Source organism: Mesorhizobium sp. M0698 (assembly GCF_040320455.1).
GTDB lineage: Bacteria > Pseudomonadota > Alphaproteobacteria > Rhizobiales > Rhizobiaceae > Mesorhizobium.
In genome coordinates this window covers 77766-101110 of the sequence record NZ_JAMYPQ010000015.1, presented here as the reverse complement: position 1 = coordinate 101110, position 23345 = coordinate 77766, and the positions used below count along the sequence as shown (strand labels likewise).

18 protein-coding genes are annotated in these 23345 nt (G+C 62.6%); 6 read left to right on the top strand and 12 right to left on the bottom strand.

What is annotated here, in order from left to right; translation table 11 throughout:
- Positions 1-24 precede the first annotated feature (24 nt).
- From NKI16_RS25025 to NKI16_RS25015, 3 genes are all read right to left on the bottom strand, one after another.
- A complete protein-coding gene (locus tag NKI16_RS25025) occupies positions 25-774 on the bottom strand; it encodes an enoyl-CoA hydratase-related protein (RefSeq protein WP_352570367.1) in 750 nt (249 codons plus the stop codon).
- Between the two features lie 15 nt (positions 775-789).
- A complete protein-coding gene (locus NKI16_RS25020; RefSeq protein WP_023677342.1) occupies positions 790-1428 on the bottom strand; it encodes an acyl-homoserine-lactone synthase in 639 nt (212 codons plus the stop codon).
- 97 nt (positions 1429-1525) lie between these two features.
- On the bottom strand, positions 1526-2257 hold the full coding sequence (locus NKI16_RS25015) for a helix-turn-helix transcriptional regulator (RefSeq protein WP_023677341.1): 732 nt from the start codon (positions 2255-2257) through the stop codon (positions 1526-1528).
- Positions 2258-2528: 271 nt separating this feature from the next.
- Between NKI16_RS25015 and NKI16_RS25010 the strand changes: the two genes are divergently transcribed.
- Entirely contained in the window at positions 2529-3380 is an 852-nt protein-coding gene (locus NKI16_RS25010) for an ABC transporter substrate-binding protein (RefSeq protein WP_352570366.1), read from the top strand.
- Positions 3381-3394: 14 nt separating this feature from the next.
- On the opposite strand, the gene NKI16_RS25005 is transcribed toward NKI16_RS25010, so the two are convergent.
- The gene (locus NKI16_RS25005; protein ID WP_023677339.1) at positions 3395-3805 is read right to left on the bottom strand and encodes a tellurite resistance TerB family protein; all 411 of its coding nucleotides are present in this window, start codon (positions 3803-3805) and stop codon (positions 3395-3397) included.
- A gap of 246 nt (positions 3806-4051) precedes the next feature.
- Here NKI16_RS25005 and NKI16_RS25000 point away from each other — a divergent pair, with 246 nt between their 5' ends.
- Complete coding sequence (locus NKI16_RS25000; protein ID WP_352570365.1) at positions 4052-5707, top strand: lysine--tRNA ligase; 1656 nt, start codon at positions 4052-4054, stop codon at positions 5705-5707.
- Here the strand turns inward: NKI16_RS25000 and NKI16_RS24995 are convergent.
- The 7 genes from NKI16_RS24995 to NKI16_RS24965 all read right to left on the bottom strand — a co-directional run bounded on the left by NKI16_RS24995 (position 5670) and on the right by NKI16_RS24965 (position 14622).
- Positions 5670-6509, bottom strand: a complete 840-nt coding sequence (locus NKI16_RS24995; RefSeq protein ID WP_352570364.1) for a thermonuclease family protein — start codon at positions 6507-6509, stop codon at positions 5670-5672. The two genes, NKI16_RS25000 and NKI16_RS24995, sit on opposite strands and share 38 nt — an antisense overlap.
- A gap of 11 nt (positions 6510-6520) precedes the next feature.
- Positions 6521-7165, bottom strand: coding sequence for a S24 family peptidase (locus NKI16_RS24990; RefSeq protein WP_352570363.1), 645 nt, complete (start codon positions 7163-7165; stop codon positions 6521-6523).
- 82 nt (positions 7166-7247) lie between these two features.
- On the bottom strand, positions 7248-9467 hold the full coding sequence (locus NKI16_RS24985; RefSeq protein ID WP_352570362.1) for a 3-hydroxyacyl-CoA dehydrogenase NAD-binding domain-containing protein: 2220 nt from the start codon (positions 9465-9467) through the stop codon (positions 7248-7250).
- 12 nt (positions 9468-9479) lie between these two features.
- Entirely contained in the window at positions 9480-10688 is a 1209-nt protein-coding gene (locus NKI16_RS24980) for an acetyl-CoA C-acetyltransferase (RefSeq protein WP_352570361.1), read from the bottom strand.
- A 31-nt stretch (positions 10689-10719) separates the two neighbouring features.
- Positions 10720-11889: an acyl-CoA dehydrogenase family protein gene (locus tag NKI16_RS24975; RefSeq protein ID WP_352570360.1), complete on the bottom strand. Its 1170-nt coding sequence runs from the start codon at positions 11887-11889 to the stop codon at positions 10720-10722.
- A gap of 237 nt (positions 11890-12126) precedes the next feature.
- Positions 12127-13923, bottom strand: coding sequence for an acyl-CoA dehydrogenase (locus tag NKI16_RS24970; protein ID WP_352923774.1), 1797 nt, complete (start codon positions 13921-13923; stop codon positions 12127-12129).
- Positions 13924-14160: 237 nt separating this feature from the next.
- Positions 14161-14622: a MerR family transcriptional regulator gene (locus NKI16_RS24965; protein ID WP_023677331.1), complete on the bottom strand. Its 462-nt coding sequence runs from the start codon at positions 14620-14622 to the stop codon at positions 14161-14163.
- Positions 14623-15174: 552 nt separating this feature from the next.
- Between NKI16_RS24965 and NKI16_RS24960 the strand changes: the two genes are divergently transcribed.
- The 4 genes from NKI16_RS24960 to NKI16_RS24945 all read left to right on the top strand — a co-directional run bounded on the left by NKI16_RS24960 (position 15175) and on the right by NKI16_RS24945 (position 22306).
- A complete protein-coding gene (locus tag NKI16_RS24960; RefSeq protein WP_352756034.1) occupies positions 15175-19035 on the top strand; it encodes a peptidoglycan-binding protein in 3861 nt (1286 codons plus the stop codon).
- A gap of 191 nt (positions 19036-19226) precedes the next feature.
- The gene (locus NKI16_RS24955; RefSeq protein WP_023676949.1) at positions 19227-20150 is read left to right on the top strand and encodes a sulfite exporter TauE/SafE family protein; all 924 of its coding nucleotides are present in this window, start codon (positions 19227-19229) and stop codon (positions 20148-20150) included.
- The gene (locus NKI16_RS24950; protein WP_352448631.1) at positions 20150-20941 is read left to right on the top strand and encodes a TIGR02186 family protein; all 792 of its coding nucleotides are present in this window, start codon (positions 20150-20152) and stop codon (positions 20939-20941) included. The genes NKI16_RS24955 and NKI16_RS24950 overlap by 1 nt, the downstream gene beginning before the upstream one ends.
- A gap of 108 nt (positions 20942-21049) precedes the next feature.
- The gene (locus tag NKI16_RS24945; RefSeq protein ID WP_352756033.1) at positions 21050-22306 is read left to right on the top strand and encodes an Hsp70 family protein; all 1257 of its coding nucleotides are present in this window, start codon (positions 21050-21052) and stop codon (positions 22304-22306) included.
- A 5-nt stretch (positions 22307-22311) separates the two neighbouring features.
- Here NKI16_RS24945 and NKI16_RS24940 read toward each other — a convergent pair whose 3' ends face one another.
- Positions 22312-23214 (bottom strand): LysR substrate-binding domain-containing protein, encoded by a 903-nt coding sequence (locus tag NKI16_RS24940; protein ID WP_352455139.1) that lies wholly within the window; start codon positions 23212-23214, stop codon positions 22312-22314.
- Positions 23215-23345: the final 131 nt, after the last annotated feature.

Below are 23345 nucleotides of genomic sequence, written 5' to 3'. Positions count from 1 at the left end.
GCTCACCTCATCGATACGCGGCTCTCATGCCGCCAGCCGGGCAATCCGCTGCAGTCGCTTCAGCGTGGTGTCGTCCTGCAGCGCCTGCTGGAAAAGCGAGATCTCCTGGTCGATGCGGTCGCAGAGCGCGCCGGTGTCGCCCCTAAGCAGGTCGCGCGTCTGTAGCAGCGCCGCGACAGGCTTCTTGGCGAGTTGCCTGGCTCTTGCCAACGTGGCTTCCTCGACGCTGCCGTCCGTCACGATCTCGCCGACAAGGCCCAGTGCCCTGGCATCTTCGGCGGCGAGCGTGTCGCCCAGGCAGAAGAAGCGGAACGCCCCGGCATAGCCGAGCTTCTGCGGCGCCAGAATGCTGGTCGCCGCGTCCGGCACCAGGCCGAAATCGACGAACGGCACCCGAAACGTGCTCTTGCTCGAGGCGATCACCATGTCGCAGTGGAACAGGATGGTGCAACCGACGCCGACGGCGTCGCCGTCGACACAGGCAAGGACCGGTTTCGGGAACGTCGCCAGCGTGCGGAACATATCGGTGACGGCGGCGATCAGTCGCCGATGTTTGGTGGCGTCGAGAAATTCGGAGAAATCGGCACCGAGGCAGAAGCACCCGGCCAAGCCGCGCAGGACCACGACGCGGACGTCGTCGTCGACAGCGGCTTCGTGGAATGTCCTGGCCAGGCTTTCATAGGCCCGCCTGTCCAGCACCGGGCGGCCGTCACCCGACGATACCGTGACGATCAGCGTGTGATTGCGGAATTCTGCTTTTGCGTGAACGTTCATGGCCTCTCTCCAATCTCACGAGGCGCGTCTCTGTCCGAGCATGTCCGGGTACCCTCTGGCCAGCACCGGCGCAAAATGGTTGCGGCGCGAACGCACCACGTCGAGCGTGTGCTCGTTGAAGGTGAGCAGTGTGGCAACCACCTGCTGGTTGCCATAGGTACGCTGGTAACCGAGCGGCGTTGCCAGGAAATGCAGCTGCAGCGCGCGAAGCACCCACATCGGCTCGAATTCGATGATCACCTGATTGACGTTGCGCTTCAGACCCCACTCGACGAAGCCGGCGATCAGCTCGGTGCCGACCGTCGACACGCCGCGCCGACCGTCGCGGAATCCCGGCGCAACCGCATAGCGGGTCAGTTCATAGACATTCGGGCCCGACGGTGGGGTTCCCTCATAAAGGTCCGCCAGCACATCGGTTAGAAGATGTGCCCGGGTCGTCGGCAACATCCGCTGATAACCGGCGAGCTCGCCATTGCGGATGACGATCTGGTGCACTGCCTCGTCGTGGTCGAATTGATCGATCTCGAGGCCATCAGGGCGCTGCAGATCGGTCCATCCCATCTCTTCGACGAAAACTCTGTAACGCAAACGATGAACTGCCTCCCAGAGGTCGGGCCGTTCCATCAATTCCTGGGTCGTGAGGGAAAAAAGCATTTGCCGTCTCCTAGTTTCAATAGGAAGATACGGCCGTGCTTTCCCAAAAAAATTACGCGATCACGCAAGCAAGAATTTCTAGGCCGGCGCGGCCGACCTAGTTAATATAGCCGCGCCTTATCGCTTCCGCGACGGCCTGGACCCGGTTGACGGCACCGAGTTTGCTTTTGGCGTTAAGAAGGTGTTTCTCTGACGTGTGTTCCGAAATGCCGAGAATTTGTGAAATCTCCCATTCGGACTTGCCAACAGCAGCCCATTGCAGGCATTCGCGCTCACGCGGCGTTAATTCGACATGATCGATGGTTTTGCCCGCCATGGTGTGGAGCTGCATTGCGCGGCCAATCGCATAAGTCGAGACCAGCGACACCAACCCGAACTCGGCACTCGACAATTCGACAGCCTCGCCGCCTAGCGACACCATGACGATCTGGCCATCGAGCGTGATTAGCGGGAAGGCCAACCCGTCGCGCAGCTTGAATTCGCCGGCATCGCCCATCACCTCGCCGCCGCTCTTGCCGATGCGGATGCCCTGAGATGCTTCCCGCCACTGGAATGGCGCTTGAAGCTGCTTCATGTGGCTGACGACGGGGTCGTGATCGACGTAGTTGCGCGCGACGTAGCGCTCAAGCCATTCAGCCGGCCAGTCGCAGAGCAGCACATGGTCCTTTTGCTGGTTTCTCGGCGTGCCAGGTTGCGGAACCGTCCCGGCCATCAGCGCCGTCAGCCCGAACCCGCTTGTTACCCCCAGCAGCTTTTCGCAGACGGCGGCGGCTGTGCCGGCGTGCTGCAACTGATCTATCAACTCCAGCGTACGATCGAAATGACCCATCGCAACATCTACCCCATGTTGCCTTCCGCTCTTGAGGCCAATGGCAGTGATCAACCCGCACCACGCCATCAACCCCGGACTGCAAAGCTGCCTCCCCTGTGCGTCCTACTGCTCCTCTTCAGCCGGCATCACGCAGTCACTTGCAAACTCACTAAACAATATCCCTAAATTGCAATGATGAAACCAAAAACCGTCGTACCTGTGTTTTTTTCGTACAAAAACCTGTGTTATTTCGTACGAAAGGCGGGGCAAGACCGGACGGAGTCGTCGCGTGGCGTTTCGGCGCATATCCATTTCATTGATCTTGATATTGATCGGAGCGCAATCGCTTGCGGCTGCTGCGCTCGCCGCGGAGCCGCAGGTGCCGGTGTTCTGGGACGCCAAGGAGCGGCTGCCAAAGCCGGACCTTTCGATGCTGCCGCGGCTGCGATTCCTGACCACCACGGATTTCCCGCCGTTCAATTTCCTCGATGGGGCAGGCCGGCTGTCGGGCTTCCATGTCGACCTGGCGCGCGCCATCTGCGCCGAGCTCGGCATTGCCGAAAAATGCCAGATCCAGGCGCTGCCCTGGGCCGAGCTCGAAGGTGCGCTCGGGAAAGGCGAGGGCGAAGCGATCATTGCCGGCATCGCCGCGACGCCGGAGTCGCGGTCGAAATACGCATTTTCACGCTCCTACCTGCAATTTCCGGCACGCTTCATCATGCTGAAGACACAGGCGCTGACCGAACCAATGTTCGACAAGCTGCGCAGCAAGCGTGTCGGCGTGATCGCCGGCTCCGCGCACGAGCGGATGCTGCGCGATTATTTCGGCGACGTCCAAATCGTCCCGTTCGCAAAGCCGGAGGAGCTTTATGGCGAGCTGAAAGCCGGCAAGATCGACGCCGCCTTCGGCGACGGCATGCGTTTCGCCTTCTGGCTCGGCGGTTCGGATGCAGCGGGCTGCTGCCGCTTTGCCGGCGGCCCCTATCTGGCGCCCGAATATCTCGGCTCAGGCATGGCAATCGCCACCAGGGCCGACGATCCGGCACTGGCCGCCGCTTTCGACTACGCGCTGCAGGAAATCTCGGTGAAAGGCACGTTCGCCGAGTTCTATCTGCGCTATTTTCCCGTCAGTTTTTTCTGAGCTTGGCCGCCGGCTCAGGTCAGCGTGCGAAGGCGGGCCTTGGCGGCTCGCGCAATGGCGGCGACCGTCAGCGCATCGAGGTCGAGTTCCCGGCGGACGAGCTGCAGGACGCGCACCTCCTCCAGGCGCATTTCGAGATCGACAGCTGCGACCTCGAAGGCGGCGGCATAGGCGGTGTCACGCAGGCGTTCGGGCAGCGCCTCGGCGACGCGCGCCAGGACGCCCTCCAGCCCATCCTTTTCATGCAGCATTTTCTGGCAGGCCTGGGCGACCTCGACCAGCCGCTCCTGGTTGAAATCCTCAAACACCGGCCAGGATCGAACGACGTCGCCGATCCGCGCCAGTTCGACGTCGGTCATGTCGCGGTCTGACGCCGAGGTGATGACCATCAGGTAGATCATGGCTTCGTGTGGCGACAATGGCATTTACAACTCCTTGAGACGGTCCCGAAGTTAGGAACGAGGGACCGGCGCCGCAAGGAAAAACAGCCGCGATCGTTGGCGCTCCGATCACGCCTTGGAACTTGATCCATCCTGACTATCGGGACGGGGGCTCTTAATCTTCTTGCCTGATCACGGTGCTGCCCGAAAACCGGGTTCCACTTTTCGGGATCATGGTCTAGAGCATGCGGCTGCCGGCATGGATGCTGGCAAAGTTGCAGGAATAGCATCATGGCCGAACAACAGCCGATCGATCTCAGCCCGGAAGTCCTCGCCGCCGCCGCCGAAAGCAAGGCGTGGCCATTCGAGGAAGCGAAAAAGATCGTCGCCCGCTACGCGAGCAGCGGCTACCCGGAAACGGTGCTGTTCGAGACCGGCTACGGCCCGTCCGGCCTGCCGCACATCGGCACGTTCGGCGAGGTGGCGCGCACATCTATGGTGCGCCACGCCTTCCGCGTGCTGACTGAAGACAAGGTCAAGACGCGGCTGCTGTGCTTCTCCGACGACATGGACGGATTGCGCAAGGTGCCGGACAATGTGCCTAACAAGGACATGCTGCGCGCCTATCTCGGCAAGCCGCTGACCAGGATACCGGACCCGTTCTCCAATGAGTATCCGTCCTTCGGCGCCGCCAATAACGCACGGCTGCGCGCTTTCCTCGACCGTTTCGGCTTCGATTACGAATTCGCTTCCTCGACCGACTATTATACTTCCGGCCGCTTCGACGCGACGCTGCTCAAGATGCTCGAGCGCTTCGATAAGGTGATGGCAATTATGCTGCCGTCGCTGCGCGAGGAGCGGGCGCTGAGCTATTCGCCCTTCCTGCCGATCCATCCCAAGACCGGCATCGTCATGCAAGTCGCGATCGACGAGCGCAAGCTCGACGCCGGCACCATCGTGTGGCGCGACCCGGACACCGGCGAGCGCTTCGAGACGCCGGTGACCGGCGGTCATGCCAAGCTGCAATGGAAGCCAGATTGGGCGATGCGCTGGGCAGCACTCGGCGTCGATTACGAGATGTCCGGCAAGGATCTGATCGATTCCGTCAAGCTCGCCGGGCAGATTTGCCGCGCGCTCGATGCTCCGGCACCGGAGGGCTTCAATTATGAGCTGTTCCTCGATGAGAACGGCCAGAAGATCTCGAAGTCGAAGGGCAATGGGCTGACCATCGACGAGTGGCTGACTTACGCGCCGACCGAGAGCCTTAGCCTTTATATGTTCCAGCGCCCGCGAACCGCGAAGAAGCTTTATTTCGACGTCATCCCGAGGGCGGTAGACGAATATTACACGTTCCTCTCTGCCTATCAGAGGCAGGACTGGAAGGAGCGGCTGGGCAATCCGGTCTGGCACATGCATGACGGCAATCCCCCGGCAGTCGACCTGCCGGTTCCGTTCTCGCTGCTGCTCAACCTGGTCAGCGCCTCGAATGCGCAGAACAGGGACGTGCTGTGGGGTTTCATTTCGCGCCACGCGCCGGGTGTGACGCCGACAACCCATCCCGAGCTCGACCGGCTGGCCGAATATGCCATCCGCTATTTCGACGATTTCGTGAAGCCGGCGAAAGTGTACCGTGCTGCCGACGCGGTCGAGCGCGAGGCGCTGACCAAGCTTTCGGAAGCGCTCGCCGCGCTGCCGGCTGATGCCGACAGCGAGGCAATCCAGAACGCTGCCCTCAATGTTGCGCGCAAGATCGAGCGCTACCAGGATCATTCCAAGCAGAGCCCGGAGGGCGGACCCGGTGTCTCCGTCGCCTTCTTCCAGATGATCTATCAGGTGCTGATAGGTCAGGAACGCGGGCCGCGCTTCGGCTCCTTCGCCGCGCTCTACGGCATCGCCGAAACGCGCGAGCTCATTCAGCGGGCGCTGGCTGGTCAGCTGGCGGCATGAGGACGCCGTCTTGCTCCTCCAGGATCGAGCTAGGCGCTACAGGCGCGGATCGCGACGCAGCAGCCGGGAGCGGCGGCAGGCCTGAAACGCTCGGCGGCGGCCCGAAGACGCCTTTTTTTGCTGCACGCGCCTTCTCGCCGGCTTCTGCGTAAGGGCCGCCCTTGGCGGCGCGCGCCCAGCCATTTTCGACCAGCCATTGGCCGATATCCTGATTGCCGATCCGGCACTCGGCGGCGATCAGATCACGACCGCCTTCGGGCGGCACGGCACAGACCACCGCACGACTGCGGAGAAAGGCGCGGAAGGCCGTTCGCGCCCGAATGCCGCAATTCCAGGACTCGCCGCCGTCGGTGCAAGTCTCCTCCTGCTTGACGATGTCGATACCGGAAACCGCAATCGAATAGCCCTTTACTTCGATGACCCCGGCGGCCGACGCGACTGGCTGGAATAGTTTCGTGCCTTTCCAGTCGTCGGGCATTTTCGTTTTTGGCGGCTTGGGCGGTCCGGCCAATGCCAGATCGCTCAACGGGGCGCGCGGCTCTATCCGTTCAAGCTCGTTGGAACCGAGCTGCGGCGGCACCACGATTTCTGGATCGATTGCCCTCGAATGCGCCGCCTGCTTGGCCGGCACTGGCTTCGGGATGGCCGACGTAGCCGGCGCGGCGGGCTGCGGTTCAACGCCGACCTGGATTTGCTCCCAGGGGCCGCCGCTTTCGCTCTGGACGGCGCGGCCGGCGGCGACAATTGCCGTGGCCATCGCCGGGATCGCCAGAACAGCCAAGGCAAGGTGAGGCAGACGCACCGGCCCCGCGCCTACTGGCTTGCCCAGACAATCCGCGCCACCCATTCGACATCGCGCATGGGGATGTCGCGGTCCGGGTGATCGGGATTGAGGGAGACCAGCGCGATTGACCTCGGTGTCTGGCCGTCGAGCACCTTGGCCATCACCTCGCCGGCATTGGTCTTGACGACGACGCGATCACCCTTTCGTATGGTAGCCCCTGGCTCGACGATCAGGACATCGCCATTGCGATAGAGCGGCAGCATGGAATCGCCCTGGACCTTCAAGGCATAGGAGGTTTCGGTTGCCCGTGCCGGAAGCTCGATCAGGTCCCATCCCTGCCCCGCTGGAAACCCGGCGTCGTCGAAGAAGCCACCGGCGCCCGCCTGGGCGAAGCCGAGCAGCGGCACCGACGATCTCTGCACGGGTAGTGCGCCGGAATGACTCCGACCCTCGACCAGCCCCGCAAATTCATCCAGCGAGGCGCCGGTTGCCTCGATGATCTTGGCCAGCGATTCGGTCGACGGCCAGCGCGGCCGTCCATCTGAGGACAGCCGCTTCGATTTGTTGAAGGCGGTCGAGTCGAGGCCAGCGCGCCTGGCCAGTCCAGAGGCCGAAAGCGAATAACGCTCGGCAAGAGCGTCGATGGCGGCCCAAACGCGGTCGTGCGAGAGCACCTTGCTCTTCCTTCGAAACAGGAAAAAATACCTTCCCTGTTCTATCCCTTGGCCGCCATCTTGTCCACCGCCGAAGACGGGGTCAGGCTGCCTCCTTGGCCTCGTCTCTGGTATAGGGATCGAAGCGCTCGTAGAAGGTCTCGCCCTTCTCGGCCATATCAAGCAGCAGCTTCGGCGCCTTGAACTCGGTGCCGTATTTCTTCTGCAGGCGCTTGGCGAGTTTGACGAATTTCTTCGCGCCGATGCCGTCGATGTAGGACAGTGCACCGCCTGTATAGGGCGCGAAGCCGAAGGCCAGGATCGAGCCGACATCGGCCTCGCGTGGGTCGGTAACGATGCCCTCTTCCATCACCCGTACCGCCTCAAGCGCGATGGTGACCAACAGCCGCTGCTTCAGTTCCTCATAATCGACCTGCTCCGGCGCCAGCTGCGGGTAGAGATCCCTGAGGCCTGGCCACAGCTTCTTCTTGGCCGGTTTTGCCGGATAGTCATAGAAGCCCTTGCCGTTCTTGCGGCCCAAGCGACTATGCGTGTCGACCATCGTGTTGATCAGCGCCATCTGCTTCGGATCGACCGCCTTGTCGCCGAGGTCGCGCATGGTCTGCTTCATGATCTTCTGGGCAAGGTCGATCGCCGTCTCGTCGGTCAACGCCAAAGGACCGACCGGCATGCCGGCGGCCTTGGCCGCGTTCTCGATCATTGGCGCCGGAACACCTTCGATCAGCATCTTGTAGGCCTCCGACATGTAGCGCAGCACGCAGCGATTAACATAGAAGCCGCGCGTATCGTTGACGACAATCGGCGTTTTCTTGATGGCACGGACAAAGTCGATCGCGGTTGCCAACGCCTTGTCGCCGGTCTTCTTGCCGAGGATGATCTCGATCAGCATCATCTTGTCGACCGGCGAGAAGAAATGGATGCCGATGAAATTCTTCGGCCGCGCCGAATTCCTGGCCAGCGATGTAATCGGTATGGTCGACGTATTCGAGGCGAAGATCGCCGACGGCTTGAGCACAGCCTCGGCCTGTTCGGTGGCACCCTTCTTTACGGCCGAATCCTCGAATACCGCCTCGACCACAAGATCGCAGCCGGCGAGATCCGCATAGTCGGCCGTCGGCGTGATTAGCGACAGCAACTGATACTTGTCCTGCGGCTTGGCACGGCCCTTCTTTACCTGATCCGAGATCAGGTTGTCGGAATGCGCCTTGCCCTTGGCGGCGGACTCCATGTCGCGGTCGAGCAGCACCACCGGAATGCCGGCCTTGGCCGTCACATAGGCTATACCGGCGCCCATGAAGCCGGCGCCGAGTACGCCGATCTTCTTGAACTTCGTTTCCGGCACACCGGCCGGGCGGCGCGCGCCCTTGTTCAGTTCCTGCAGCGACACGAACAGCGAACGGATCATCGCTGCCGCTTCCCTGGTCTGCATGATCTCGGTGAAATAGCGTTGCTCGATCCGCAAGGCGGTGTCGAACGGCACCAACAGGCCCTCATAGACGCATTTCAGGATGGCGGCAGCGGCGGGATAATTGCCATAGGTTTCTCGGCGCAGAATGGCGATGGCCGGCGGCCACAGATTGGCACCGGCCACCGAATAGATCGGGGCGCCGGGCAGCTTGAAGCCCTTTTCATCCCATGGCGCCACCGGTTTCAAGCCGTTCCTGATCATCGCCTTGGCGGTTTCGACCAGCTTGTCCGGCTCGGCAATCTCATGGATCAGGCCCATCGACTTGGCCTTCTGAGGCGACAGCGTCTGGCCGGACGTCAGCATTTGCAGCGCCTGCTGCTGGTCGGTCAGCCGTGGCACGCGCTGGGTGCCGCCGGCCCCCGGAAAAATGCCGATCTTCACTTCGGGAAGCGCCATCCTCACTTTGTCTGAATCGGCCGCGACACGGCCATGGCAGGCGAGCGACAATTCGAACGCGCCACCCATGCATGTGCCGTTGATCGCCGAAACCCATGGCTTTCCCGAAGTTTCCAGCTTACGGAACAGGCCGTTCATGGTGCCCGCATTGTCGAACAGCGCCTTGGTCTCCTTCTCCGGGTCCTTCGCCTTGTCGGCGGCGAAGGTCGCCAGCATCTTCTGCAGCATGGTGATGTCGGCGCCGCCCGAGAACGTATCCTTGCCGGAGGTGATCACCGCGCCCTTTATCGCTGCATCGCTCGCCACTTTGTCGACGATGGTATTCAGTTCGAGCATCACCTCCTCGGTGAAGACGTTCATCGAACGGTCCGGCATGTCCCAGGTGACCAGCGCAATGCCGTCGGCGTCGATGTCGAGGGTGAAATTGGTGTAGCTCATCATCTCTCTCCGTCAGACGCGTTCGATGATCGTTGCAGTGCCCATGCCGGCGCCGATGCAAAGCGTCACCAGCGCGGTGTTGAGGTCGCGGCGTTCCAATTCGTCCAGCACCGTACCGAAGATCATCGCACCGGTGGCGCCGAGCGGATGGCCCATGGCGATGGCCCCACCATTGACGTTGATCCGGTCATGCGGAATGTCGAAAGCCTGCATGTAGCGCAGCACCACCGAAGCGAAGGCCTCGTTGAGCTCGAACAGGTCGATGTCCGACAGCCTCATCTTCGCCCGCTTCAACAGCTTCTCGGTGACGTCGACGGGGCCGGTCAGCATCAGCACCGGTTCGGAGCCGATATTGGCGAACGCACGGATGCGTGCGCGCGGCTTGAGGCCGAGCGTCTTTCCCGCCTTTTTCGAGCCGAGCAGCACGGCCGCCGCGCCATCGACGATGCCGGAGGAATTGCCGGCATGGTGGACGTGGTTGACCTGTTCCACCTCGGGATGCTTCTGCACGGCGACGGCGTCGAAGCCGCCCATTTCGCCGGGCATGACGAAGGACGGGTTGAGCGCGGCCAGCGACTGCATGTCGGTCGAGGGCCGCATATGTTCGTCATGGTCGAGAATGGTCAGGCCGTTCTGGTCCTTGACCGAGATCACCGAATTCTTGAAGCGGCCCTCGCCCCACGCCTTGGCGGCACGCTTCTGGCTTTCGACTGCGTAGGCATCGACGTCGTCGCGCGAAAAGCCGTATTTGGTGGCGATCAGGTCGGCCGAGATTCCTTGCGGCACGAACCAGCCGGGCAGGCCGACCGATGGGTCCATGAACCAGGCGCCGCCGGAGGCGCCCATGCCGACGCGCGACATCGATTCGACGCCACCGGCAATGACGATCTCGTCGGCGCCCTGCGCGATCTTGGCGGCGCCGAAATTGATGGCGTCGAGGCCCGAGGCGCAGAAGCGCGATATCTGCATGCCAGGCGCCTTGGTGTCGTAGCCGGCCTCGAAAGCGGCGGCACGTGGAATGACCGCACCCGCCTCGCCAACCGGATCGACACAACCGAAGATGATGTCGTCGACGGTGCCGGTGTCCAGCCCGTTGCGATCGCGGATGGCCTCGAGCACCTTGGCGCCGAGCCGCACCGCCGGCACTTCGTGCAGCGAGCCATCCTTCTTGCCCCTGCCGCGCGGCGTGCGCACGGCATCATAGACATAAGCTTCGGCCATTTTCCTGCTCCTTGGGTTTGCTGAAACTCGCTCAGAGCGAGCGCCCGATCAGCAATTTCATGATCTCGTTGGTGCCGCCGTAGATGCGCTGGACGCGGGCGTCGCGGAACATGCGCGCAATCGGATATTCATTCATGTAGCCATAGCCGCCATGCAATTGAAGGCATTCGTCGACTACTTTTCCTTGCAGGTCCGACAGCCAGTATTTGGCCATAGACGCGGTCACCGGGTCGAGGCCGCCGTTAATGTGGCGGGCAACGCAGTCATTATAGAAGACGCGGCCGATGGTCGCCTCGGTCTTCAATTCGGCAAGTTTGAACTGGGTGTTCTGGAATTCGATGATGGCCTTGCCGAAGGCCTTGCGCTCCTTGACGTAGTCGATGGTAAGCGCCAGCGCCCGCTCGACCATGGCGATAGCAGTGGTGCCGATCTGCAGCCGCTCCTGCGGTAATTGCTGCATCAACTGGACGAAGCCCTGGCCTTCCTCGTTGCCGAGCAGGTTCGAGGTCGGCACACGCACGTCGTTGAAGAACAGTTCCGACGTGTCGTTGGCCTTGAGGCCGATCTTGTCGAGGTTGCGGCCGCGCTCGAAACCTTCCACCTCGTCAGTCTCGACGACGATCAGCGAGATGCCCTTGGCGCCCTTCTCAGGATCGGTCTTGGCAACGACGATGATGAAATTGGCGAGCTGGCCGTTGGTGATAAAGGTCTTCGAGCCGTTGAGCTTGTACTGGTTGCCGTCCTTTTCGGCGCGCGTCTTGACGCTCTGAAGGTCGGAGCCCGCACCGGGCTCGGTCATGGCGATGGCGCCGATCAGCTCGCCGGTCGCCAGCCTCGGCAGCCACTTCTTCTTCTGCTCCTCCGAGCCGTAGTGGAGGATGTAGGGGGCAACGATCGAATTGTGCAGGCCAATGCCGAACCCGTCGACGCCGACATGGCCGATCGCCTCGATGATGGCGCTCTCATGCGCGAAGGTGCCGCCCGATCCGCCATATTCCTCCGGCATCGAGGCGCAGAGCAGGCCGGCAGCACCCGCCTTCAGCCAGCTCTCGCGGTCGACCATTTCGTTCTTCTCGAATTCGTCGTAACGCGGCGCGATCTCTTCCGACATGAAGCGGTGCGCCATGTCGTAAAGCATGCCGACCTCGTCCGCCGCCCAGGCGGGCTTGGGAAGGCCGAGGATTTCGGCGGGGTGGGTCATGGTTTCTCCCTCGCGCCAACGTTCTCCTCCCCCTCGAGGGGAGGGTAGCCGCGAAGCGGCCGGGTGGGGTCGCCGATGACGTGCTCGACCTTGTCTTTTACAACCTGCGCCATATGCCACGGCATTGCGATCATTTTCCTCCAAGGCATGCACCAGAATGGAGGTCGGCGCACTGCACGCAGGACCCCTCCCGGCCCTTCGGGCCACCCTCCCCTCGAGGGGAGGGGAACGCCGAAGCTAGAACGCTTCCGCCGGCAGTGCCATCAATGTGTCGGCACCGCTGGAGATGCGGGCAAGATGCGCCGACGTCTCCGGCATGATCCGCTCTATGAAGAAGCGCGCCGTCACCAGCTTGTTGTCGTAGAAAGACGAAGCGCCGTCGGCGCCATTCGCCAATTTCGCTGCGGCCACCCTGGCCATCTGCGCCCACATATAGCCCAGCGCCACCAGGCCGAAGAGATGCATGTAATCGGTCGAGGCGGCACCGGCGTTATCGGGCTTGGCCATGCCGTTCTGCACCAGCCACATCGTCGCCGTCTGCAGATCGTTGAGGCCCTTCTTCAGCGCCTTGGTGAAGGGCGCCATCGTCTCGTCGGTGCGGTTTTCCTCGCAGAACTCTCCGACTTCCTTAAAGAAAGCCTGGACCGCGCGGCCGCCATTCAAGGCCAGCTTGCGGCCGACGAGGTCGAGCGCCTGGATGCCGTTGGCACCCTCATAGATCATGGCGATGCGCGCATCGCGGACGAACTGGCTCATGCCGTGCTCTTCTATATAGCCGTGGCCGCCGAAGACCTGCTGCGCCATTACCGCATGATCGAACCCCTTGTCGGTGAGCACGCCTTTGACCACCGGCGTCATCAGGCCGGTGTAGTCGTCTGCGACCTGGCGATCTTTGTCGTCACCGGAGCGGTGAGCGATGTCGGACTTGATCGCCGTCCACAGCGCCAGCGCGCGGCCGGCCTCGTTGAAAGCCTTCATGGTCATCAGGCTGCGGCGGATGTCCGGATGGACGATGATCGGATCGGCCTTCCTGTCCGGCGCCTTCGGCCCTGACAGCGAGCGGCCCTGCAGACGATCCTTGGCGTAGGAAACCGCATTCTGGTAGGCAACCTCAGATAGCGAAAGTCCCTGCAGGGCGACGCCAAGCCGCGCCTCATTCATCATGGTGAACATTGCTTTCAGCCCGCCATCGGCCTCGCCGAGCAGCGTGCCTTCAGCGTCGTCGTAATTCATGACGCAGGTCGAGTTGCCATGGATACCCATCTTCTCCTCGATCGAGCCACAGGAGACGGTGTTCTTCTCGCCCGGATTGCCTGAGGCATCGAGCTTGAGCTTCGGCACGATGAACAGCGAGATGCCCTTCACGCCATCCGGCGCGCCCTCGATACGGGCCAGCACCAGGTGGACGATATTGTCCGACATGTCATGCTCGCCGGCCGAGATGAAGATCTTCTGACCGGAGATCCTGTAGGTGCCGTCGCCATTTGGGACGGCCTTGGTGCGCAGCAAGCCAAGATCGGTTCCGCAGTGTGGCTCGGTCAGGTTCATGGTGCCGGTCCAGGCGCCCTTCACCAGCTTCGGCAACCATGTTGCCTTCTGCTCTTTGGTGCCATGGGTGATGATCGCAGCGATCGCGCCTTGCGTCAGGCCGGCATACATCATCAGCGACATATTGGCCGACACCATGTATTCGGCAACCGCAGTGTGCACCGCGTAGGGCAAGCCTTGCCCGCCAAACTCGACAGGTGCCGCGAGCCCCATCCAGCCGCCTTCGCGATACTGGTCGAAAGCTTCCTTGAAGCCTTTCGGCGTCGTTACCGAACCGTCGTCATGGCGCATGCAGCCTTCCACGTCGCCAGCGCGGTTCAGCGGCTGCATCACGTTTTCGGCGAGCTTCGCGCCCTCGGCAAGGATGGCCTCGAGCACATCCGGCGTCGCGTCGGAAAATCCGGGAAGATTGGAATAACGCTGATATCCCAGCACTTCGTTCAGCACGAACAGCGTGTCCCGGACCGGCGCTCTGTAGATCGGCATGCGTTTCCTCCACCATGCGGTCTTGGCCCCGAAATCAGCCCCAGCATATGAGGATGGCAGACGGACCAACGTTGTGGTCGAGATAACAAATATTGACGTTTGCGTAAACGTCAATTCGGCGGTGCGGCAAATTTTCTCCCGCGCGCCAGGACGACAAACGACAAAGCACGGCAAACGACGAAGAACCGCGCAGCGAAAGCCACGCGGCTCTTATTCGTCACAAATCGAAAGCTTAGTTTAGCTCGCTACGCTGGCCTGCGGCGTCGAGCGCTCGATCAGCATTTGCCGGACGGTCGACATCGAAGCACTCAGTTCGCTGATGGCGTCGTCGATCAGCGCCCGCTGCTTCTGCAGACGGGCAAGCTGCTTCTCCGACTTGTCGAGCGCCAGCCGCAATTGCTTGGTGTTGGAGCCGTTCGGATCATAGAGGTCCATCATCTGCTTGACGTCGCGCAGCGAGAACCCGACCTTGCGGCCAAGCAGGATCAGCTTCAGCCGGGCCCTGTCGCGGCGTGTATAGAGACGGGTCGAGCCGTCGCGCTGCGGGTTGAGCAGACCCTTGTCCTCATAGAAACGCAGCGTACGCAGCGTCACTCCGTATTTCTTGGCCATTTCGCCGATGCGGACAAGCTCTTCACCGGCTTCGCTCGACATATCGTTGGTGTTGGCCGCGGCTTGGCCGGGCGAAATAAGTTTCATGGTCACTGGCTTTCCCCGTCTGGTGGCGTCGCGGTCGCGGACCTTGCGTCGCCTGAGTGAAAGCGGGGGCGTGCTTCCACTCGTGGTTTCAACAAACAAATCGCAAACGGCGTAATCCGCTCATTTACGTTTACGTCAATTCTATATCGATAGCCGCCTCACCACGCAAGAGCGTTCTGGTCTTGCAACTTTATGCCGCAGCACCAGCGGACAACCTAAAAGGTCGTTGCCGATTTCGGGAGCGATCATGCGGCTGATCAAAATTCTACAACGTCTTTTGCGCGTCCAAAAAAGACACCCGGCGCCGTCGACAGCCAGCCGACAAAGTTGCAACTTCTTAAGCTTGGTTAACGCGTTGTTTACCACGTTGGGGCGAAATGTGCGCATGTCGGTTACCCGTGTCTATCCTGTACTGAATTTTTCACGGTTTTTCGGAGCGCGGATGAGACCCGGGAAGCTCGTCTTCCACTGCAACAAGCCAAGCAGTCGCCTTCGTCCCGGCAGGACTTTGGGAACCTGGTGAAAGCCAGCAATTCTGAAACGGGCGCATTGATGAACAGCAAGCGGTCCTACCTCGATACACTCAACGCCGGCAGGCAACGCCGGCCGCACACGACGCTTGAAGAGCTCAACCGCTCCCTGGAAACTCTGGAGCAGCGGCTGGAGCGGACGCGCGAGGAGACGGCAAGCCACCCCGATCCGCGCCGACCAGCGGCAGAACCACGCTATCCCAGCGCCCAACCCTATGGCCAGCAGCGCCGGTATGAGGATCCACGCGCGCAGCGGCCGAAAGGTCCAGCAGCGGCTTTCGACCAGAATTACCAGGCGATCGCCCGCGATATCGACCGGGTGCGCGGCCAGGAGGACGGCGTCGCCCTAGCCGGCAAGATCGCCGGGGAATTGCGCGGCCTGCGCGAAGAGTTGCGCCAGCAGATGACCTCCGGCCTGCAACGCGAGTTCGAGGTACTGCGCAAGAATATTGAGCGAGCCTTCCAGTCAAATGGCGGCGGCAAAGGCAGCGCCGAACTCAGCGTCGAATTCGAGCGGCTTTCCGGCGCCATCCAGACACTGGCCGAAAAAAGCGACGACAGAAGCGTCAATATGCTGCGGCTCGAGCTTGAGCAGGTCAAAGCCGCGCTCGATACGCTGGCGCGCGAGGAGAGCGTGCAGGCGGTCGGACGCCGCTGGGACGATTTCGACCGCCGCTGGAACGCTTTCGAGGATCGCGTCGAGGCCGATCAGCGCAAGCGTTCCGATGCACCCGGCCTGTCGGCGCTGACGGAGCGGCTCGAACAGATCAGCAATGCCGTCAGTAATCTGCCGGAATCGCTGTCGCTGCGCTCGCTCGAGGAAAAGGTCCGCACGCTTGCCGGAGCGGTCGACCATTTCGCCCGCCAGCAGGACAATCGCGGCGGCGACACATTCAGTCAGATCGACGAGCGGCTCGACGAGATTTCCCGCGCGATCGTCGCCTCGACGGTTGCCGCGCAAGCCAATTCGTTCGACCCCGAGCCCTTCGAACGCATCGAGAAGCGGATCGATTCACTGGCCCAGCAAATCGAAGAAGTGTCGCAGGATCGTCCGGGTCGGGAGGTCATCGACCGTCTCAACACATTGTCGAGCCGCGTGGATGAACTGGCCGGCCGAGCCAATCTGCCGGAACAGGCGATGGAGCGCCTTGCCAGGCAAGTCGCGCTTATTGCCGACAAGATCGACCACGCACCTGCCATGCCCGACGCCGACTACATCTTCCAGGGGCTCGAGCAGCGCTTCGACGTGCTGTCCAGCATGATGGAACGTCGCCAGGGCGACGCAATCGAACAAGGCAACATGCTGTTTCGCGATCTTGAGCGCCGGTTGGACGAGGTCGCCGACAGGCTGGACCAGCGCATGCCGCAGGTCGATAGCGCCGGCATCATGGATGCCATCGACGCCCGCTTCACCGCGCTAGCCAAGCGGATTGAGACGCGCGTTCCAGATCCCGCCAACGAGGCGGCGATCCGTGGCCTGGAGAGCCGGCTCGAAGACATCTCAAGCCGGCTGGATTCGTCCGCGGCACAGGTCGCCAGCATCGACCCGGCGTTGATCCGCAGCCTTGAAGCGCAGGTCGCCGGCCTGACGGCGCATCTTTCCAAGCCCGGCACGCCGCTGCCGGAATTCGACGACATCAGCCCGCGTCTCAACGAAATCGAGAAGTCGCTGGCCGGAACCCGCGATTCCATCCTCGGCGCGGCGCGCGAGGCGGCTGAGAGCGCCGTCCGCTCACTGGCCGGATCAAGCGCCAACACGGCGGCCGTTACCGGCCTCGCCCAGGACCTGAAGACGCTCGAGGCACTGACGCGCCGTTCGGACGAGCGCAATTCGAGAACGTTCGAGGCTATCCACGATACGCTGCTCAAGATCGTTGACAGGCTTGGTTCATTGGAGACGGGCGAACCGGCAAGCGCGGAGTTGAGCAAGCGTTTCGGCCGGCCATCCAAGATCTCGGTGCAGGACGCACCGTCGATGGACCTCGACCAGCCGCTGCCGTTGACGGGCAGCATGGCCGATCTCGACGGCCGCGCCGCGGCGCTCGTGCGCGACGAGCCAGGTCCGCGTACGCCAGCCGAGGCCGCCGCCGCAGCAGCCCTGGCGGCTCTCGGTTCAGACACGACGCGTGAAAAAACCGAGCAAGGCGGCGGCAGGAAATCGATGTTAGGCGGGCTGGCGCGCGCCTTGAAGGGCAAGAAGGACGCCGAGATGCCGCCGCTTGCAGGCTCGGCGCAGAGCGCCGAGATACCGAGCGTCGATCTCGACGAGCCCCTCGACCCCAAGCTCGCCAACCGGCCACTGGAACCCGGCTCCGGCGCACCCGACCTCAGCGCCATCATGAAGCGCGTGCGCGACGAGCGCGGGCAGCCGACCCGGGAAGGCGGCGCTGAGGCGGCGAAATCGGACTTCATCGCGGCAGCCAGACGGGCTGCGCAAGCGGCGGCCGCCGAGGCGGACGCCCTCAAGCGCCAGTCGACGATGAAAGGCCCGGTCAAGGCACTCAGGATCGGCGACCTGCTCAAGGCGCGGCGCAAGCCGATCCTGATGGGGGCAATCGCCATCATGCTGGCGCTTGCCGGCCTGCAACTGGGCAAAGCCTTCTTCTCCGACCCAGTCGAAGTCACCAACAATGAGGCGGCACCGGCCGTGGCCGTACAGCCGGTGGAAACCGCTTTGGCCAGCGTTGCCAGCGAGCCGAAGGCGGACGCGCAGACGACAACACAGGAGAGCGCGCCGTCGCCCACCGTCAGGCAGGCAGAGCCATCCGCATCGATGACCAAGGACGACACGGCGGCGCAAACCGGCCCCGCTACACCGGCAGCCGAGACATCGACGGCGCCCTCGGCTTCCGCGGCGCCTGCTGACCTGGCGGCGCAAGACACCGCGGCCGCAGTGCCCGCGCCGGCAGCGGCGACGGCCAGCGACGCCGAGCCAATGGCTGCCGCGCCTGCTATAGCCACCGCTGCGACGCAGGACACGACCGGCACGGTGCCGCCGGCGGATGCCGCCGCGGCAGGCGTTGCCAAGATCGACGTTCCGGCCGATGCCGGTCCGGCCGCCCTGCGCGATGCAGCGGCCGGCGGCGACGCCAAGGCGCTGTTCGAGATCGGCTCGCGCTACGCCGAGTCTCGCGGCGTCAAAGAAGACATGGCGGCGGCGGCCAAATGGTATGAGAAAGCTGCCGAACTCGGTTTCGCACCGGCAGAATACCGCATCGGCAATTTCTACGAGAAGGGCATCGGCGTCGCACGCGACATCAAGAAAGCGAAAACCTGGTACGAGCTTGCCGCAGCGCAGGGCAATGCCAGCGCGATGCACAATCTTGCCGTGCTGTTTGCGATGGCGGCGGATGGCGTGACCGACAATGAATCGGCAGCGCGCTGGTTCCAGGCGGCGGCGGATCTCGGCGTCAAGGATAGCCAGTTCAATCTCGGCATCCTCGCGGCGAAGGGCGTCGGCATGAAGCAGAACCTCGAGGAGAGCTACATATGGTTCGCACTCGTCGCCAAGACCGGCGACAAGGATGCGGCGGCCAAGCGCGACGAGATCGCCAAGGCGCTGAGGCCCGAGCAGCTGGAGCGCGCGCGGGCCGCGGCTGAACTGTGGAAGGCCAAGCCGCTCGATCCAGCCGCCAATTCGGCCGACGTTCCTGAATCGTGGCAGGACGGCACACCGCAGACGACCGCCGGCATCGACATGAAGAAAGCGGTCCAGAACATCCAGCGCATTCTCAACAAGAACGGCTACGAGGCCGGCAATCCCGACGGCATGATGGGCCAGAAAACCAAGAACGCGATCATGGCCTTCCAGGCCGACAACGATATGAAGGCAACCGGCGCGATCGACGAAAAGCTGGTCAAGGCGCTGCTTGCGCGTAAATAACGGCGGATGCGTCGTTTCCGCGACGCCCTTGCCACAGATTTGCCTGTTAACTGATTGAGTTGTTTTTTGTTTCGGCGGTGCGGCGAAGTTTGACTTCACGGCCCGGCCGGCGCAAGAACGAGATAGCCTTCTGACGCAAAATGCCCGCAACGGTTGCATTCGCCAGGAGGCAAACTGATCGAGACTGACGGGTGGGCATCTATCTCCCGATCGCGGAAATTTCCGTCAACATCTTCGTGCTGCTGGCCATGGGTGCGGCGGTGGGTTTCCTGTCGGGCATGTTCGGCGTGGGCGGCGGCTTTCTCATTACGCCGCTGCTGATTTTCTACAACATACCGCCGGCAATCGCGGTCGCCACCGGCGCCAACCAGGTCATCGCTTCCTCCTTCTCCGGCGCCCTGTCGCACATGAAGCGCGGCACGCTCGACTTCAAGCTCGGCGGCGTGCTTTTAGCCGGCGGCATCGTCGGCTCGACCGGTGGTATCTATGTCTTTGCGCTCCTGCGCCGGCTCGGCCAGCTCGACCTGTTCATCTCGCTGCTCTACGTCGTGCTGCTCGGCACCGTCGGCGGACTGATGCTGGTCGAGAGCGTCAATGCGCTGCGCGCCACTCGCAGCGGCGCCGCACCGGTGTTGAAGAAATCCGGCCAGCATAATTGGATCCACCGCCTGCCGCTGAAGATGCGGTTCAGGGCCTCGAAGCTCTTCGTCAGCGTCATTCCGGTGCTTGGGCTGGGCGCGGCGATTGGCTTCCTGTCCTCGATCATGGGCGTCGGCGGCGGCTTCATCATGGTGCCGGCCCTGATCTACCTTTTGAAAGTGCCGACCAACGTCGTCATCGGCACCTCGCTGTTCCAGATCATCTTCACCTCGGCTTACACCACGCTGGTCCACGCCACCACCAACCAGACGGTCGACGTCATGCTCGCCTTCCTGTTGATGGCAGGCGGCGTTGCCGGCGCGCAATATGGCGCCAAGGCTGGTCAGAGGCTGCGGGGCGAGCAACTCAGGGCGCTGCTGGCGCTGCTCGTGCTGGCGGTAGCCATCCGGCTTGCCATCGATCTTTTCGTCACGCCGCCCAATCTCTATTCTCTGTCCGGCGTGGGCCTGAGCTGATGGCCGGCCTAAGGACGCTCGCGGCCGCCGTCTTGCTGTCGCTGCTGGCTGCTGCGCCACCGGCGAAGGCGCAGGCGCCACTAACCGAAAACATCCAGATCGGCCTTTCCACCGACAATGTCTCGATTACCGCCGGCTTTTCCGGCGCCGACCTGACCATTTTCGGCTCACTGGAAAATGCCGATCCGCTTGTCGCGCGGCAAGGGCGCTACGACGTGATCGTCGTGCTGGAAGGCCCGGCTCGGCCGGTCGTCGTGCGCCGCAAGGACCGGGTGCTCGGCGTCTGGGTCAATCTGGAGTCGGAGACCTTCAAAAACGTACCTGTCTCCTATTCGGTGGCGACGACGCGGCCGCTGCAGGACGTCACCGATCCGAACAGCTACAAGCAGCTATCGCTTGGCGCCTCCAACCTCTATTTGCAGCCGGCCGACGCGGAGGACAGCCCGGCGACAATCGAGGAGTTCACCGCCGCGCTGCGCGAACGCAAGGCGGCGACCGGCCTCTACAGCGAGAATGTCGGCGGTGTGCAGTTCCTGTCGCAGAACCTGTTCCGCGCCACCGTCAGGCTCGCCCCAAACGTTCCGGTCGGCACCCATAAGGCCCGCGCGTTCCTGTTCAAGAGCGGCCTGTTCATCAAGGAAAGCTCCGCCCAGCTCGAAATCCGCAAGTCCGGTTTCGAACAGTCGATCTTCCGCGTCGCGCACGACTATTCCTTCCTCTACGGTGTCTTTGCCGTATCGCTGGCCATGCTGACCGGCTGGCTCGGAAGACTGGTGTTCAGGAAAGACTGAACTCTCGTAAAAGTGGTTTCCCTTTCCGAGGGTATGGGTTAGACCGCGACCCCCGGCCCGACCGGATACGAGCTGCTGCTCCCCAAATCAGAACTACAGGAACGCACGATGCGACCAGCATTTGCCGGTATCGACTTCGGCACTTCGAATTCCACCGTGAGCGTGGTCAGGAACGGGCAGCCGCGGCTGGTGGCGTTGGAAGACGGCCAGGTCACGCTGCCCAGTGCGGTATTCTTCAATTTCGAGGACAACCGCACCTATTTCGGGCGACGCGCCCTTGCCAACTATACGGACAGTATCGAAGGCCGCCTGATGCGCTCGTTGAAGAGTGTGCTCGGCAGCTCGCTCGCCCACGAAAAGACGCGCATCAAGGCGCGCTCGATCGGCTTCATGGAGATTGTCGGCCTGTTCGTCGGCCATCTGAAAAAGAAGCTGGAAGAAGAAGCCCATGACGCGGTCGACAGCGTCGTGCTGGGACGGCCCGTGCAGTTCGTCGACGACGATGCCGAGGCCGACGCCAAGGCGGAGCACGAACTCGAAAATGCCGCTCGTGCCCACGGCTTCAAGCACATCGCCTTCCAGTTCGAACCGATTGCCGCGGCACTCGACTACGAACAAAAGGTGACGCGCGAGGAACTGGCGCTGATCGTCGACATGGGCGGCGGCACGTCCGACTTCTCAATCGTGCGGGTCTCGCCCGAGCGCGCCCGCTCGCTTGACCGCAAGGACGACATCCTGGCCAGCCGCGGCATCCACATCGGCGGCACCGACTTCGACCGGCTGTTGAGCATCGCCCATGTGATGCCGCAGCTCGGCCATCTCTCACCGACCAAGGATGGCAAACGTAATCTGCCGGCGAGCTACTTCATCGACCTGGCGACGTGGCAGCGCATCAACCTGGTCTATACCGCAAGGGCGATGACGCATCTGCGCCAGATCCGCTATGAGGCGGAGCGCGCAGACCTGGTCGACCGCTTCATCCACATCGTCGAGCATCGTTACGGCCACGCGCTGGCGGCGCTGGTCGAAAAGGCCAAGATCGAGCTGACGGACCGATCGTCGGCCGATGTCGAGGTCGCGCTGCCGGAGGTGAGGTTCACGGCAGAAATCACGCGCAAGAGTCTCGAAGCCACCATAGCCAGGGACATTGAGCGTGTTGCGGCTACGGTCGAGCAGACCGTCCGCGACGCACAGGTGAAGGCCTCGGATATCACCGCGGTGTTCTTGACCGGCGGATCGACCGCGATCCCGCTGGCCAGGCAGCAGATCCTGGCGCTGGTGCCGCAGGCGTCGGTAATCGAAGGCGATGTGTTCGGCTCGGTCGGGCTTGGGCTGGCGCTCGACGCGCAGCGGAAGTTCGGCTGATCGGCTTAAAGCGGCGCGGATCTCTCGGCTTTGCCGCCAAGATGCGCCTTGAGCGCCATCTGGGCCAGGCTTGGCTGCCGGTCGCGATGCGTGATCATGGCAAATTCGCGCTTCGGCAGATCGATCGGCACGGAACGCAGACTGCCTTCGGCGACCGCGCGCGCGACGACGAGTTCCGAAATGATGCTGGCGCCGGCGCCGGCCTCGACCGCCTGGCGAATAGCCTCATTGCTCGGCAATACCAGGAATATCTGCAGGTCCGCGAACGAAATCCCGTCGCGTCGGGCAAGGTCCTCCAGCGCCTCGCGCGTGCCCGACCCGCCTTCGCGAATGATCCAGCGAAGCCCGCCAAGGTCGGGATGTCCAGGCGAAACTTCCGCGATCTCAGGGTGCGAGCGCGCCACGACCAGCATCATGCGATCGATATCGACCTTGGCACGCCGCAAAATGTCGGATTCGGTGCGCCCCTCGACCAAGCCAAAATCGGCTGCGCCATCAAGTACATTGGTCTCGACCTGCCTGGTGTTGCCAATGCTCACGCTCAGCCTGACGGCAGGATAGGCTTCGTGGAAAGAGGCGAGCCGGCGCGGCAGCCAATAGCTGGCGATGGTCTGGCTGGCAGCGATCGAGAGACTGCCTGATATCGTTTGCGAGACATGCTCCAGCACATTGTGGGCGGCCGCAGTCCGCTCGAGGACCGCCTTGGCCTCGGGCAAGAATCGGCGTCCGGTCTCCGCGAGCTCGATATTGCGGCCCACTCGGTTGAACAACTGGACGCCGTGCTGCTGTTCGAGCGAGCGGATGGCGGCCGACGCGGCCGACTGTGAGATGCCCAGCAACTCGGCCGCTTTGGTCATGTGCGCCCGTTCCGCGACGGCGACGAAGATCCGCAATTGGTCCAGAGTCATGCCAGCAATTAAGAAGCAAGTCCGATTGGAATTACAAGAGCAAGTTGTTAGACAGATTGATTGCTTTGTTCTAAATTTTGGCTCGAAATTGGAAAAAAGTCGCGCCAGAACAGTCGAGGGTAGAGATTTGG

Bases quoted from the DNA above. Each gene is read 5' to 3' on its own strand.
- NKI16_RS25025 (WP_352570367.1), bottom strand. From the start codon at position 774: ATGAACGTTCACGCAAAAGCAGAATTCCGCAATCACACGCTGATCGTC.
- NKI16_RS25020 (WP_023677342.1), bottom strand. From the start codon at position 1,428: ATGCTTTTTTCCCTCACGACCCAGGAATTGATGGAACGGCCCGACCTC.
- NKI16_RS25015 (WP_023677341.1), bottom strand. From the start codon at position 2,257: ATGGGTCATTTCGATCGTACGCTGGAGTTGATAGATCAGTTGCAGCAC.
- NKI16_RS25005 (WP_023677339.1), bottom strand. From the start codon at position 3,805: ATGCCATTGTCGCCACACGAAGCCATGATCTACCTGATGGTCATCACC.
- NKI16_RS25000 (WP_352570365.1), top strand. From the start codon at position 4,052: ATGGCCGAACAACAGCCGATCGATCTCAGCCCGGAAGTCCTCGCCGCC.
- NKI16_RS24985 (WP_352570362.1), bottom strand. From the start codon at position 9,467: ATGAGCTACACCAATTTCACCCTCGACATCGACGCCGACGGCATTGCG.
- NKI16_RS24980 (WP_352570361.1), bottom strand. From the start codon at position 10,688: ATGGCCGAAGCTTATGTCTATGATGCCGTGCGCACGCCGCGCGGCAGG.
- NKI16_RS24975 (WP_352570360.1), bottom strand. From the start codon at position 11,889: ATGACCCACCCCGCCGAAATCCTCGGCCTTCCCAAGCCCGCCTGGGCG.
- NKI16_RS24970 (WP_352923774.1), bottom strand. From the start codon at position 13,923: ATGCCGATCTACAGAGCGCCGGTCCGGGACACGCTGTTCGTGCTGAAC.
- NKI16_RS24965 (WP_023677331.1), bottom strand. From the start codon at position 14,622: ATGAAACTTATTTCGCCCGGCCAAGCCGCGGCCAACACCAACGATATG.
- NKI16_RS24960 (WP_352756034.1), top strand. From the start codon at position 15,175: ATGAACAGCAAGCGGTCCTACCTCGATACACTCAACGCCGGCAGGCAA.
- NKI16_RS24950 (WP_352448631.1), top strand. From the start codon at position 20,150: ATGGCCGGCCTAAGGACGCTCGCGGCCGCCGTCTTGCTGTCGCTGCTG.
- NKI16_RS24945 (WP_352756033.1), top strand. From the start codon at position 21,050: ATGCGACCAGCATTTGCCGGTATCGACTTCGGCACTTCGAATTCCACC.
- NKI16_RS24940 (WP_352455139.1), bottom strand. From the start codon at position 23,214: ATGACTCTGGACCAATTGCGGATCTTCGTCGCCGTCGCGGAACGGGCG.